Annotated in this window: 12 protein-coding genes; 6 read left to right on the forward strand and 6 right to left on the reverse strand. The window is 61.0% G+C overall.

Annotated features, from left to right (window positions below):
* Positions 1-162: 162 nt before the first annotated feature.
* Positions 163-1,119, reverse strand: a complete 957-nt coding sequence (locus AC07XZ_RS20925) for a threonine dehydratase (protein ID WP_102687438.1) — start codon at positions 1,117-1,119, stop codon at positions 163-165.
* Positions 1,120-1,216: 97 nt separating this feature from the next.
* Between AC07XZ_RS20925 and AC07XZ_RS20930 the strand changes: the two genes are divergently transcribed.
* Together AC07XZ_RS20930 and yghU are read left to right on the forward strand one after the other, a co-directional pair.
* Positions 1,217-2,062, forward strand: coding sequence for a helix-turn-helix transcriptional regulator (locus tag AC07XZ_RS20930; RefSeq protein ID WP_102687437.1), 846 nt, complete (start codon positions 1,217-1,219; stop codon positions 2,060-2,062).
* 166 nt (positions 2,063-2,228) lie between these two features.
* A complete protein-coding gene (gene yghU / locus AC07XZ_RS20935; protein WP_102687436.1) occupies positions 2,229-3,068 on the forward strand; it encodes a glutathione-dependent disulfide-bond oxidoreductase in 840 nt (279 codons plus the stop codon).
* A 54-nt stretch (positions 3,069-3,122) separates the two neighbouring features.
* Here the strand turns inward: yghU and AC07XZ_RS20940 are convergent, their stop codons facing one another.
* Positions 3,123-3,614 carry a DUF2269 family protein gene (locus tag AC07XZ_RS20940; protein ID WP_085748370.1) on the reverse strand — a complete coding sequence of 164 codons (492 nt, stop codon included), beginning with the start codon at positions 3,612-3,614 and terminating at the stop codon, positions 3,123-3,125.
* Between the two features lie 2 nt (positions 3,615-3,616).
* Positions 3,617-4,744 carry a saccharopine dehydrogenase family protein gene (locus tag AC07XZ_RS20945; RefSeq protein ID WP_102687435.1) on the reverse strand — a complete coding sequence of 376 codons (1,128 nt, stop codon included), beginning with the start codon at positions 4,742-4,744 and terminating at the stop codon, positions 3,617-3,619.
* Positions 4,745-5,094: 350 nt separating this feature from the next.
* On the opposite strand from AC07XZ_RS20945, the gene glcD reads away from it, so the two are divergent.
* From glcD to glcF, 3 genes are read left to right on the forward strand one after another with little or no spacing between them, the layout of a single operon-like run.
* Entirely contained in the window at positions 5,095-6,594 is a 1,500-nt protein-coding gene (gene glcD / locus AC07XZ_RS20950; protein ID WP_102687434.1) for a glycolate oxidase subunit GlcD, read from the forward strand.
* Positions 6,594-7,658, forward strand: a complete 1,065-nt coding sequence (glcE, locus tag AC07XZ_RS20955; protein WP_102687433.1) for a glycolate oxidase subunit GlcE — start codon at positions 6,594-6,596, stop codon at positions 7,656-7,658. The genes glcD and glcE overlap by 1 nt, the downstream gene beginning before the upstream one ends.
* A 3-nt stretch (positions 7,659-7,661) precedes the next feature.
* The gene (gene glcF / locus AC07XZ_RS20960) at positions 7,662-8,879 is read left to right on the forward strand and encodes a glycolate oxidase subunit GlcF (RefSeq protein WP_102687432.1); all 1,218 of its coding nucleotides are present in this window, start codon (positions 7,662-7,664) and stop codon (positions 8,877-8,879) included.
* Between the two features lie 16 nt (positions 8,880-8,895).
* Here glcF and AC07XZ_RS20965 read toward each other — a convergent pair whose 3' ends face one another.
* Entirely contained in the window at positions 8,896-9,123 is a 228-nt protein-coding gene (locus AC07XZ_RS20965; protein WP_102687431.1) for a hypothetical protein, read from the reverse strand.
* A 255-nt stretch (positions 9,124-9,378) separates the two neighbouring features.
* Here AC07XZ_RS20965 and AC07XZ_RS20970 point away from each other — a divergent pair, with 255 nt between their 5' ends.
* Complete coding sequence (locus tag AC07XZ_RS20970; protein WP_102687430.1) at positions 9,379-10,149, forward strand: helix-turn-helix transcriptional regulator; 771 nt, start codon at positions 9,379-9,381, stop codon at positions 10,147-10,149.
* A 65-nt stretch (positions 10,150-10,214) separates the two neighbouring features.
* Here the strand turns inward: AC07XZ_RS20970 and AC07XZ_RS20975 are convergent, their stop codons facing one another.
* Entirely contained in the window at positions 10,215-12,170 is a 1,956-nt protein-coding gene (locus tag AC07XZ_RS20975) for a MacB family efflux pump subunit (RefSeq protein ID WP_102687429.1), read from the reverse strand.
* 2 nt (positions 12,171-12,172) lie between these two features.
* Positions 12,173-13,321 (reverse strand): macrolide transporter subunit MacA, encoded by a 1,149-nt coding sequence (gene macA / locus AC07XZ_RS20980; RefSeq protein WP_102687428.1) that lies wholly within the window; start codon positions 13,319-13,321, stop codon positions 12,173-12,175.
* Positions 13,322-13,348 lie beyond the last annotated feature (27 nt).

The following is a 13,348-nucleotide window of genomic DNA, read 5'->3' on the forward strand; positions in this document are numbered from 1 at the left end:
AAGGAGTTTTCCGTTTCGACTGCGCCGGAAGTGGGGCGAATTATAGAGACTCAGAATCTGCCGTCAACCCTTAATTTGCGTTTTCTATCAAGAGAGGGAAAAAGGCCGTTTCTATATAGAGGCGAATGTATAGCTGTCACTGAATGCCGAGCCCGCCAGAAATCAACCAATCACCTTCGCATACACCGACCGGTCAATATTCCCCCCGGACAGAATCACCCCGACCTTCTTCCCCTCCATCCTCCCACGCTCCTGCATCAACGCAGCCAACGCTGAGGCGCCTGCACCCTCTGCTAGGTTATGGGTATCGGTGTAATACACACGCATGGCTTCGGCAATCTCGCCTTCGCTGACCGAGACGATCCTCGCCGCCCCTTCCTTATAGATGTCGAACGCCTGCGCAATCGGCTTGCGCACAGCCAGGCCATCGGCAAAGGTATTCGCCGACGCCGTTTCGCAGATCACATTCGCTTCGAACGACAGCTTGGCAGCCGCGGCCTCCGTCGACACCACCCCCACCACTTCAGTGTTCAGTCCTAGTGCGTCGCGAGCAGCAATGACACCACAGATCCCCGATCCGCAACCGATGGGCACGTACACCGTATCCAGATCCGGCGCCGCACCGAACAGCTCCAGCGCATAGGTCGCCACGCCCTTGAGCAGTTCAACGTGAAACGGCGGCACCAGAAAAAGGTCATGCTCCTGCGCCAGGCGCGCCGCCTCTTCACGGGCCTCGTCAAAATCGCGCCCGTATTCGACCACTTCACCACCAAAGCCACGCATGGCGTTGTTCTTTTCCAGCGAATTGCCCTGCGGCACCACAATCAGCGCTTTCAGGCCCACGGCCCCCGCTGCCAGCGCCAGACTCTGACCGTGATTTCCACGCGTCGCGGAGACGATGCCTTTGACTGTCGGATGTTCACACCGCAACCAGTGCATAAAGGTAATACCACCTCGCACCTTGAAGGCACCGGTCGGCGTGTGATTTTCATGCTTGACCCAAACGGTGCAGCCCAACCGCTCGGCCAGCAACGGCCAACGGTATTGGGCGGTAGGCGGCATCACCTGGTAAACCTGGCGGGCAGCGTTTTCGATGTCGTCGCGAGTGAGTGTGTGCATTTAGGTGGCTCCCTGAACTTTGGCCCAGTCTAGGCACGGACGCACCACATCGGCTTTCAAAAAACTGACCTGACTTTTATCCGACCTCTTCTCTACTATGGTGGTCATGAACCATCGAAACCGGCGCCACCCCATAACCGTCGCTGAACCGATACGTCGTATCGAGGCCGGTCCGTGGGCGATCGAGCTGCTGCCGGGCGCAGCCTACTCGGCGCGGTACGTGGCAACCCAGTCAGCGATCGGCTTTGCCTTCGACAGCCAGCACGGCGTGCACGCGATTGGTACTGACCGGATACGCCCCTTCGATGCGATGCCCAATGGCCTGGCGTTTGTTCCGGCTGGATGTGACGTGCTGTCCGAGTCGCCCATGGGCGGCGAGTACCTGCGAGTGATACGCACCGACGGCAAAGCACTGGCGGGTGACCGGGCGTTCAACAATCGCATCGACCCGCAGGCCATTCACCTCGCGTCGCGAATGCGCAGTGCGCTGCTGCAAGCCTCTCTGGATGATGACTGGGAACGCTGGGCGCTCGGTCTGGCGGAACGGGTCGAAGGTCATGAAGCGGTGTCGTCTCCAGGCTCGATCACCAGCAGCCGCATGCGCCTGCTGGATGATTTCATCGACGCCGGTCTCGGCAGCCCGCTCGCCGTCCCGGCGATGGCGCAATTGCTGGAGTTGTCCGAGGGTTACTTCATGCGTGCCTTCAAGCAGGCAACCGGCAAAAGCCCCCACAGTTACCTGATCGACAGACGACTGGCCAAAGCCCGAGCGTCAATGCGCGATACAACGGACAGTCTTTCGCAGATCGCCCTCGCCTGCGGTTTCAACTCGCAGGCGCATATGACCACAGCCTTCAAACAGCGCCTCGGCGTGAGTCCGGCGCAATTGCGCACAGATTCGCGCCATAGCTCTGTTACCGACAAACAACATTCTTCTATATAGAAGAAGCGGTCACCCGGCAGCTGCCCGGCATGTCTTTAGCCAAACCATTTCAGCGAACAACCAGTGGCATTCAAACGCCCTTCTGTGGTGTCCTGTTCGACAAGAGCCCGGCACGCTCACCGTCCGGCTCACTCCATTCCGGCATGCAACCGATGAGGTCCGTTTCATGAGCAAGGCGCCCTACGCACCACCCAAGGTCTGGAAACACATCGCTCCGTCCGGCGGCCAGTTCGCCAGCATCAATCGCCCGACTGCCGGGCCAACGCACGACAAGACGCTGCCGGTCGGCAAGCATCCGTTGCAACTGTATTCGCTGGCCACGCCCAACGGCGTGAAAGTGACCATCCTGCTTGAGGAGTTGCTGGCGCTCGGACGCACCGACGCCGAGTACGACGCCTGGCTGATCCGCATCAACGAGGGCGACCAGTTCTCCAGCGGCTTTGTCGAGATCAACCCCAATTCGAAAATTCCGGCGCTGCTGGATCGCAGTGTAGAACCGACCATTCGCGTCTTCGAATCCGGCTCGATCCTGCTCTATCTGGCGGAAAAATTTGGCGCCTTCCTGCCCACCGACCTGGCGGGACGCACCGAAACCCTGAACTGGCTGTTCTGGCAGATGGGCTCGGCACCCTACCTGGGCGGCGGTTTCGGGCATTTCTACGCGTATGCGCCGGAAAAGCTCGAATACCCGATCAACCGGTTCACCATGGAAACCAAGCGCCAGCTGGATGTGCTTGATCGCCGCCTGAGCGAAAGCCCCTACCTTGCCGGCAATGACTACACCATCGCCGACATCGCGGTCTGGCCATGGTACGGACAACTGGTGCGCAACAACGTGTACTCCGCCGCCGAGTTCCTTTCTGCTCACGAATACACCCACGTGCAACGCTGGGCGCAAGAGATTGCCGAACGGCCTGCGGTGATTCGTGGCCAGCGCATCAACCGGACGTGGGGCGATGAAGCGAGCCAGGTTCCTGAGCGACATCAAGCAAGCGATCTGGATTGAGCTTCGCCTGACACGACGCGACGCCCGGTGCGGATTTATCGGGCGTTGCGTTCGCTACACCAACAGGTTGGCCCACTGCCCCGGCGTCATCTTCGTCACCATCAGCAGCACGATCACGAACATCCCCAGAAATCCGGCAATCCCCATCCAGAACCATTTTCGGTACACGCAGCTGTACTCATCAGGGAGCCCTGCCCCGGTCTCGACCGCGCTCGAAGCCATCACGTGCAAACGCTTTTGAAGCACCAGTACCGGCAACCAGAGCGAGCCGACACACAGGAAAATGATCAAGGAGGTCAGCACCCATTCCGTGGTCAGGGGCAGTCCGGCAAGCCTGGTCAACCCGTAACCCGTCGCGATCTGGATAAAGCCCGCCGGCGTGGTGATCCAGGCGTCGAACCGTACGACCATTCTCGCCACGTGAGCGATCACCAGAGGGTTGGCTGTACGGCTCGCGGCGATCAGGTAGAGGTAGGAGCCCATGCCGAATCCGAACAGAAAAACCGCGGCGATGATGTGAATGTATTTGAGGCACAGATAGAGCACGGTCAGTTCTGCCCGTCAGAGAAATGCATCGACAGGCTCAGATTCTGCGGATCGTTGATGGCCGCCATGTATTCAGCGACAGTGATCTCGCCCACGCAGGGACGTGCGCCAGCCTCGGGCCGATATCCCCGGGCGATTTTCGCGGCCAGGGCAACGGCTGCGCAGCTCGGGATCTCCGGTCCCTTGTCATTCCGGGCGGTGAGCTGCACCGTCATGGCCAGCGGTTTTCCGTCGATACCGAGTCCTGTCACGTCGATATACATCGCGCTTTTGCCATCACCGAATCGCTCGAACCAGGTACCCCAGCGATGAAGCCGCGCCGCCCAGGGAACATGATCACGAAACGCACCAAACCTGCGGGCCAGGGCGAACAGACCGTTGGCCACACCACCCAGCTTCAGGCCCGCGCCGGCCTTGAAACTCAAGGTTCGTGCGCCGTAGCGTTTGGCGAAGATATCCATGTCCGGAACATCGACGTTCGCCAGCACCCGAACGCCCAACTGAGGCATCCTGCGCAACGTCAGATCCAGCCAGCCTGCCACCTCATGAACCTGGCCATTCCTGAGTTGCCTGATCGGCTTGCCGGCGTAGGCCAGAACACCTTCAACCGTCGACAGGCCCGGCATTTTCGCCGACGAGGAAATACCATGTTCGATCGAATCGATGCGGGAGAAGCGATGCCGCTGTTCATCGATAAGGGCCGATGAAAGTGTCGGCACCGAACTGCAACCGCTGAGAATCGCCACGCCGGCCTGTTTCGCGCGGGCATCGAGGGCTTCGATGCCGTTGACGAAGGTTCTGCAGTCGGACAAGTCGCAATAATGCACACCCGCGTCGATGCAACGCTCGGCGACCGCATAGGGTTGCCCTTGAAACGGGCCGCCGGTGTGGATGACCAGTTGAATGCCCATCGATTTCAGAGCCGCTTCAAACCCGTCCCCCATCGCGTTGCCGCACCAACTCTGGCAGACAACGCCCGACCGGGCTTTCAGCTCGTCGACTTTGCGCACCAATTTCTGCGGGTCGCGGCCGGAGATCACCAGCTCGATGTCCGGCATCTCAATCAGATGCCGACTGACAATGCTGCCGAAATTTCCATAACCGCCGACCACTAAAACCCTGAGTGCCACGCAATACTTCCTTGAAATGGATAACTGATTTCAATCGGACATCTTTTACTTATGCGACTGACCCAGCGGGACAGCGCAGGCCGGGTCAACACGCCCTTGGCGCGGGAGCCGAGCGCCGCGTAGAGCGTCAAGGATGTCACCGACAACGCCCGATCAAGGCGCGACATTGCTGCCGCAGTTTCTGATCCTTGCCTCGATTTTCATCTCGTCGGAGTGAAACGCCGCATATTACAGGAGCACGCGGGACAACGGACCAACGGCCGCTACGCTTTACTTCTCGGGGTCAGCGGCCCAATGATAGAAAACGGCACCGACCTCGAATAACGACAACGGAGGGTCGTCCACCGATCATGAACATTCTCTACGACGAACAGGTCGACGGCGTTTTGCCCGACGTCGACAAAGCCGCGTTGTTGCAAGCCCTGCAGCGCCAGTGGCCGGATCTTGAAGTCCTGCATCAGCTTGAGGAACTCAAGCCGTATGAGTGCGATGGCCTCTCCGCCTATCGCACCACGCCGTTGCTGGTGGTACTGCCACGGCACATCGATGAAGTTCAGGGCGTGTTGCGGATCTGCCATGAGCGGCGGGTTCCGGTGGTGGCCAGAGGCGCGGGGACCGGTTTGTCCGGCGGAGCCCTGCCACTGGAGAAAGGCGTGTTGCTGGTAATGGCGCGCTTCAACAACATCCTGCACATCGACCCTGAAGCCCGCACCGCGCGGGTTCAACCCGGGGTGCGCAACCTGGCGATTTCCCAGGCCGCTGCGCCGTTCGGGCTGTATTACGCGCCTGATCCTTCCTCGCAAATCGCCTGCTCCATCGGCGGCAACGTGGCGGAAAACGCCGGCGGGGTGCATTGCCTCAAGTACGGTCTGACCGTGCACAATCTACTCAAGGTCGAGATTCTTACCGTCGATGGCGAACATCTGACGCTGGGCTCGAACGCGCTGGATTCCCCCGGTTTCGACCTGTTGGCACTGTTCACCGGCTCCGAAGGCCTGCTCGGCGTCATCACCGAAGTCACGGTCAAACTCTTGCCCAAACCCCAGACTGCCAAAGTGCTGCTGGCGGCATTCGACTCCGTGGAAAAGGCCGGTCGCGCAGTGGCCGACATTATCGCGGCCGGCATCATTCCCGGCGGCCTGGAGATGATGGACAACCTGGCGATCCGCGCCGCCGAAGACTTCATCCACGCCGGATATCCGGTGGATGCCGAAGCGATTTTGCTCTGCGAACTCGATGGCGTTGAAGCCGATGTCCACGATGATTGCGCGCGGGTCCGACAGGTGCTCGACCACGCCGGTGCCACCGAGGTGCGCCAGGCCCGGGATGAGGCCGAGCGCGTGCGATTCTGGGCCGGACGCAAGAATGCCTTCCCCGCCGTAGGACGGTTATCTCCGGACTATTACTGCATGGACGGCACCATCCCGCGCCGCGAATTGCCCGGCGTACTGCACGCGATTGCGCAGCTTTCAGCCGAATATGGCTTGCGGGTCGCCAATGTATTCCACGCTGGCGACGGCAACATGCATCCACTGATTCTGTTCGATGCCAATCAGCCCGGCGAACTGGAACGTGCCGAGGTGCTGGGCGGCAAGATCCTCGAACTGTGCGTGAAGGTCGGCGGCAGCATCACCGGCGAACACGGCGTGGGCCGGGAAAAAATCAACCAGATGTGCGCGCAGTTCAACGGTGATGAGCTGACCCTGTTCCACGCTGTGAAGAAAGCCTTCGACCCGGGCGGCCTGCTTAACCCCGGCAAAAACATTCCGACCCTGCATCGCTGCGCCGAATTCGGCGCCCTGCACGTACACCACGGGCAATTGCCCTTCCCCGAGCTGGAGCGGTTCTGATGGGTGAAAGGAAGGATTTCGATGACAGCGCCGCGTTGCTCGAACAGGTCAACCGGGCACTGGAAAACGCTACCCCGCTGCGCATCCAGGGGGCCAACAGCAAGGCGTTTCTCGGGCGCTTCGTCGGTGGCGAGATTCTCGACACCCGCGCCCATCGCGGCATCGTCAGCTACGACCCGACCGAACTGGTAATCACCGCACGCTGCGGTACTCCACTGGCAGAATTGCTGGCCGTGCTGGACGCTTCGCAACAGATGCTGGCTTGTGAACCACCCGCCTTCGCCGACGACGCCACGGTCGGCGGCATGATCGCCACGGGCCTGTCCGGGCCGCGTCGGCCCTGGTCGGGATCGGTGCGCGATTTCGTGTTGGGCACGCGGATCATCACGGGACATGGCAAGCATTTGCGCTTCGGCGGCGAAGTCATGAAAAACGTCGCCGGCTATGACTTGTCACGTCTGATGGCAGGCAGTTACGGCTCGCTGGGCATCATCACTGAAGTCTCGCTCAAGGTGCTGCCCAAACCGCGCGCGTGCCTGAGTCTCAGTCTGGAAATGACCGGCGAACAAGCCCTGCTGCGCCTGGCCGAATGGGGCCAGCAGCCGTTGCCGATCAGCTCCGCCTGTCACGATGGCCGGCAATTGCACTTGCGTCTGGAGGGTGGCGAAGGTTCAGTGGCGGCCGCCCATGATCGCCTTGGCGGCGAGTTGATCGACAGTTCGTTCTGGGCCGACCTCAACGAGCAACGCCTGGGCTTCTTCGATGAAGACCAACCGCTCTGGCGCCTGTCCGTGCCGCTGAACACGCCGCCGCTGAACCTGCCCGGCGAGCAGTGGCTCGACTGGGGCGGCGCGCAACGCTGGCTCAAATCGACAGCCGAAGCGGCGACCATTCGCAAAGTCGTCGGTGACGTCGGCGGGCATGCGACCTGCTACAGCCACGGCCTGATCGATGAACCGTTCCATCCTCTGGCGCCCGCCCTGCTGCGCTATCACCGCCAACTCAAACGACAACTCGACCCCCGGGGCATTTTCAATCCCGGGCGTCAGTACGCGGAGCTTTGAGCCATGCAGACCACCCTCAGCCCGCAAGCCCGACAACTGCCCCGCGCCGAAGAGGCCGAAAGCATCCTGCGCACGTGCGTTCATTGCGGATTCTGCAACGCGACCTGCCCGACTTATCAATTGCTCGGCGATGAACTGGACGGCCCGCGCGGACGCATCTATTTGATCAAGCAAGTACTCGAAGGCAACGAAGTTACGGCGAAAACCCAGCAACACCTGGATCGCTGCCTGTCATGCCGTAACTGTGAAACCACCTGCCCTTCCGGCGTGGACTATCACAGCCTGCTCGACATTGGCCGAGCAGTGGTCGACGCAGCCGTCCCGCGGCCGCTCGGGCAACGCCTGTTGCGCGAAGGGCTTCGAAGCGTCGTGCCCAATCCGCGGTTGTTCAAAGGGTTGGTCAATGGCGGGCAGATGTTCCGGGCGCTACTGCCCGATGCCCTGCAAGACAAACTGCCACGCAACGCGGTGATGCCTGCATCACGTCCCGACATCCGCCATGCAAGGCAAATGCTGATGTTGGAGGGTTGCGTACAGCCGGGTTTGTCACCCAATACCAATGCAGCAGCGGCACGGGTGCTGGATCGTCTGGGCATCAGCGTGATCCCGGCCCGCGAGGCTGGTTGTTGCGGCGCGGTGGATTATCACCTCGACGCCCAGGCCACCGGCCTTGACCGCGCCCGTCACAATATCGATGCGTGGTGGCCGGCCATCGAACAGGGGGCTGAGGCGATCGTGCAGACCGCCAGCGGTTGCGGTGCGTTCATCAAGGATTACGGGCATTTGCTTCACGCCGATCCAACTTATGCCGAAAAGGCCAAAGCCGTCAGCGCGCTGGCAAAAGATCTGGTTGAGGTGCTGCGTGAAGAGCCGCTCGAATCCTTCGGCATCCACGCCAATCAACGTGTGGCTTTCCATTGCCCCTGCACCTTGCAGCACGCGCAGAAACTTGGCGGTGTGGTGGAGTCGGTACTGGTCCGACTGGGCTTCGACCTGACTGCCGTCCCCGACGCTCATCTGTGCTGCGGCTCGGCAGGTACTTACTCGATCACCCAACCGGCGCTGGCCAGGTCACTGCGCGACAACAAACTCGCTGCGCTGGAGAGTGGTCATCCCGAGATCATCGCCACCGCCAACATCGGCTGTCAGGCACACCTCGACGGCGCCGGCCGCACGCCCGTCAGGCACTGGATCGAACTGGTGGACGCGCATTGCCGCTGAATGTCCGGAGTGCCTGCTACCCTTCAAGCGGTGGCGCAGACAAGTCTTCGTGACGGATAAAGATGTGGCCTGCATCGCGCACCAACTGTCGCCACTCGGAAGCGTTGATAATTCCCTGCTCCAGCATCTCGTCGGCCCCCTTGAGCAACTCATCATATTGATCCTGTGGGTCGAGCTGCTCCCGGGACTGTGTTGCCAGATTGCGCCAGGCCGACAGGGAGTCTTTTTTGCGTTGATCAAACATATCGAATGCCTCGCGAAGATGACATCGGGTAGAGCCGGTTCGGTTCTGCGTCGTTCGATACATGCGACGAGTGGAAGGCGATGCGGTTGCTGCACTCAATGTTCGTTATGAGCTAATAACCCCTTCATTAAACGGTCGCTCAAACGTTGTACTAGGATAGGATCCAAATTTCCCGATTTGTGGTCGCCGGCCAAGGACATCAGCCGGAGAGTCGGGAAAGCGCAATTCCCCCATTGCTACTCATGGATGAAACACATGAACTCACATCTGTTCCCTCACATCGGCAAGGTCATCGCCAGCACCGGCAGCCGGCATTTTCCGCGGATGCTGCATGATCTGATCCTCACCCAACTGGCCGTGGATGCCACACATATCCGGCAGATGCGCGTGGAGCCGGTCGGACGTGCGCAACCGCGCACCGATCCTGAATGCCCCAAAGACGCGACGCTGACGGCCGAGACGGTGTATTCCGAACTGAGCACCGATCCCGGCAACAGCGAAGTGCCCGCCCCCGAACCCTCCACGGTCACCGATGCTTCGCAGTTGCACCTGACCCGACGCAAGGACGGTTACCGCTATGTGATTTCCGTGTACCGCTGCGGGCCGTCGAAGCGGTTTTCCGCCCGGGAGCGCAGCCTGTTGCAGGACATCTCCCCGGTATTGCTGCCGATGGTGGAAAAGCACATCCACGCGCTGCAACCGGCGAATGCGGATCCCGAGGCGCAAGCCGCAGCGACCGAAGCATCGCTCCAAGGCCTGGAAACCCTGCGATTGCGCTTCTGCAAGCGCGTGCAGCAATTGGGCCTGAGCCTGTCCAACCGTGAAATGGAAGTGTGCGTCGGCCTCCTCGCCGGTCGCACCGCGCCTGAACTGGCCGAACAGTTGCAACTGAAGGTCAACACCGTCGAGAGCTACCTCAAGCGTGCCGCCATCAAACTGGGGATCAGCGGTCGACATTCGCTGATGCGCTGGATGTATTCACCTGAAGACTGCCCGGCCGCCTGCGACCCGTCTAACGCGGCCTGATTGTTCGCACGCCTGTAAAAGAACCGCCGCCCTGTCAGGGACGGCGGCTTTTTCATGCCTGCCTTTCAGTCCCGCGCCAATGCCTCGATCGGGTCGAGCCGCGAAGCATTGCGCGCCGGCACGAAGCCGAACACGATGCCGATCAGCGTCGAGCAGAACACCGCTGTCAGCACCGAGCCCAGCGAGAACACCATCTCCCATTCCTTGATGAACAGCGAAAACAAATGGCCGATGGCGTAACTCAACGAAATTCCAATCGCCCCGCCCAGCAGACAGACCATCACCGCCTCAACCAGAAACTGCTGACGAATATCCGACTGCCGCGCCCCCACCGCCATGCGAATACCGATCTCGCGGGTACGTTCGGTGACTGATACCAGCATGATGTTCATCACCCCTATGCCGCCGACCACCAGCGAAATCACCGCAATCAGCGACAGCAACAAGGCCAGTGAGCGGCTAGTTTTCTGCACCGTCTGCATCACGCTGTCGAGGTTGTTGGTGAAGAAATCCTTGGTGCCGTGGCGCTGCAGCATCAGCTTGTTGACGTTGTCCTCCACGACCTTGCTCGGTTGGCCGTCCTTGATCCGCACACTGATGCTGTCCAGGTAACGCTGGCCCAATAACCGCCCGGCTGCGGTTTCATAAGGCACCCAGACATTCAAGGACTTGCTCGCCGAGAAGATGTTCTTCTTTTCCGCCGCGACACCGATCACGGTGCACGGCAGGTTGCCGATAAGGATCACCTGCCCCAGCGGATCGACTCCCTCGCCGAATAACCGTTGGCGGGTGTTGTGATCGATCACCACCACCTGCGCCTGGCGTCGGGCATCGTTTTCGCTGAACGGGATGCCCGACTCCATCTTGATTCCGCGCACCTGAAAGTACAGATCGCTGACGCCGTTGACCTGGGCATCGAGGTCAATGTTGCGGTAGCGTAGCAACAGATTGCGCCCGACCACCGGCGTTGCGCTGTCGACGTAGTACAACTGATTGAGCGCCGCCACATCCGCCGGAACCAGGGTTTCGATGGCCGCCGAACGGCTGTCGCCGAAACTGGTACCGGAATAGATATCGATGGTGTTGCTGCCGATGGCCTGAATGTCCTTGAGCACATAGCGCTTGGCCCCCTCGCCGATGGCCGAGATCGACACCACCGAGGTGATGCCGATGACGATCCCGAGCATGGTCAGCAGTGTGCGCATGCGATGCGAGATCAGCGCGACCCAGGCCATGTTGAACGCTTCCTTGAACAACCCGAGGCTGGCCACCAGACGCCGCGCTGCCGTGGATTTGGGCACCGCGTCCTCATTGGTCAGTGCCGTGGTGTCGCGCTCGTTGCGACGGTCGCTGAGGATTTCGCCGTCGCTGACTTCGATGATGCGCTCGGCGTTGGCCGCGACCTTGGGGTCGTGGGTCACCAGAATCACCGTGTGCCCGGCCGCGTGCAGTTCCAGCAAAATGCGCATCACCTCCTTGCCGCTGGTGGTATCGAGAGCGCCGGTGGGCTCGTCCGCGAGGATCACTTCGCCGCCGTTCATCAGCGCGCGGGCGATACTCACCCGCTGCTGCTGACCGCCCGAGAGTTGGCTCGGGCGATGGGTCAGGTGCCCCTCCAACCCCAGGCGCGCCAACAGCTCCCGGGCTCGGGCATGGCGCTGTGGTTCCGGCGTGCCGGCGTAGATCGCCGGCATCTCGACGTTGTGCATCGCGCTCAGGTGCGGCAGCAAGTGGTAGCGCTGGAAGATGAAGCCGAAATAGTCACGGCGCAGTTCGGCCAGTGCCTGATTGTCCAGATCCCGGGTTTCCCGACCGTTGATCTTGTAGCTGCCGGCCGTGGCGTAATCGAGGCAGCCGAGAATGTTCATCAAGGTCGATTTGCCGGAGCCCGAGGCGCCGATGATCGCCACCATTTCCCCGGCGTGGATCGTCAGGTTGATGTTCTTAAGCGCCAGAAATTCACGGTCGCCCGCAGTGAAACTGCGGCTGATGTCGGTCAGTTGCAGCAGAGGTTCGCTCATGCTCATGCCCCTGCCACTTTCGTCACCGGATCACCGATCACCACCCGGTCGCCTTCGGCCAGGCCTTCGTTGACCTGCACCTTGACGTTGTTGTTGATCCCGGTCTGCACATTGCGCGACTGCGCCTGGCCTTTGGCGTCCAGCACCCGCACCGGGAAACTGCCGTCGTTGTTGCGCGGGCCCAGCGCCGCTACCGGAATCGTCAGCACCGATTTCGCGGTATCGAGCACCACCCGCACCTGAGCCGTCATGGAAATGCGCAAACGGTGATCGGGGTTGGGCACCTCGAACAGCGCGTTGTAGAACACCGCCGTGTTCTGCTTCGGCGTGCCGGCGGGCGGCGTTTCGAGGAAGTTCTGCGGCGCAGGCTCAGTGCCCCGCAGTTTGCCGTAATAACGTTTGTCCTCGCCAAGAATGGTGAAGTACACCTCCTGCCCCGGTGCGATGTGAATGACATCGGCCTCCGACACCTGAGCCTTGACGGTCATGGTGTCCAGGTCCGCCAGTTTCAGCAGGATCGGCGCCAGCTGGTTGGCGATCACGGTCTGGCCTTCCTGGGTCACGATGCCCACCACGTCGCCATCGATGGGCGCGACGATCCGCGTGTAGGCCAGGTTGACCTTGGCGGTGTCGATCTGGATATGCGCACTCTTGATCTGCGCGTCCAGCGACAACAGGTTGGCCTGCTGCACTTCGTAGTTCGATTGCGCGGTTTCGAAATCCTGCCGCGAGATCGAGGCGTCCTCCTGCAGGTTCTTATAGCGCTCGTAGATCGCCTTGGTCTGGCGCAGTTGAGCCTGGGTCGCCCGGCGTTGGGCTTGCAGATTCTCCTCATCGACCTGTGCCTGACGCAGGGTGTTCTGCAGCACCAACGGATCGATTTCCGCCAGCCACTGGCCCTTCTTGACCTTGTCGCCGACCTTGACCTTCAGCGACTTCAACTGCCCCGAAACCTGGGCACCGACGTCCACCTGCTTGATGCCCTCCAGCAAACCGGTGGCCAGCACTGCGTTTTCAATGTCAGCGCGTTCGACCGTGGCGGTCAGGTATTGCGGTGCCTCGGCCGGCGCCTGCACCGTGTAGAACACCAACCCGGCCACCAGCGTCAACGCGATTCCCAGACCGACTTTGCGCACCTTCGACTGTTCCATAAATGACCACAATTCCGTTCAGGGTTG

Source organism: Pseudomonas sp. GW458-11-26-14-LB4 (assembly GCF_059423925.1).

Bases quoted from the DNA above. Each gene is read 5' to 3' on its own strand.
- AC07XZ_RS20925 (WP_102687438.1), bottom strand. From the start codon at position 1,119: ATGCACACACTCACTCGCGACGACATCGAAAACGCTGCCCGCCAGGTT.
- AC07XZ_RS20970 (WP_102687430.1), top strand. From the start codon at position 9,379: ATGAACTCACATCTGTTCCCTCACATCGGCAAGGTCATCGCCAGCACC.
- glcE (WP_102687433.1), top strand. From the start codon at position 6,594: ATGGGTGAAAGGAAGGATTTCGATGACAGCGCCGCGTTGCTCGAACAG.
- yghU (WP_102687436.1), top strand. From the start codon at position 2,229: ATGAGCAAGGCGCCCTACGCACCACCCAAGGTCTGGAAACACATCGCT.
- AC07XZ_RS20965 (WP_102687431.1), bottom strand. From the start codon at position 9,123: ATGTTTGATCAACGCAAAAAAGACTCCCTGTCGGCCTGGCGCAATCTG.
- glcF (WP_102687432.1), top strand. From the start codon at position 7,662: ATGCAGACCACCCTCAGCCCGCAAGCCCGACAACTGCCCCGCGCCGAA.
- AC07XZ_RS20975 (WP_102687429.1), bottom strand. From the start codon at position 12,170: ATGAGCGAACCTCTGCTGCAACTGACCGACATCAGCCGCAGTTTCACT.
- AC07XZ_RS20930 (WP_102687437.1), top strand. From the start codon at position 1,217: ATGGTGGTCATGAACCATCGAAACCGGCGCCACCCCATAACCGTCGCT.
- glcD (WP_102687434.1), top strand. From the start codon at position 5,095: ATGAACATTCTCTACGACGAACAGGTCGACGGCGTTTTGCCCGACGTC.
- macA (WP_102687428.1), bottom strand. From the start codon at position 13,321: ATGGAACAGTCGAAGGTGCGCAAAGTCGGTCTGGGAATCGCGTTGACG.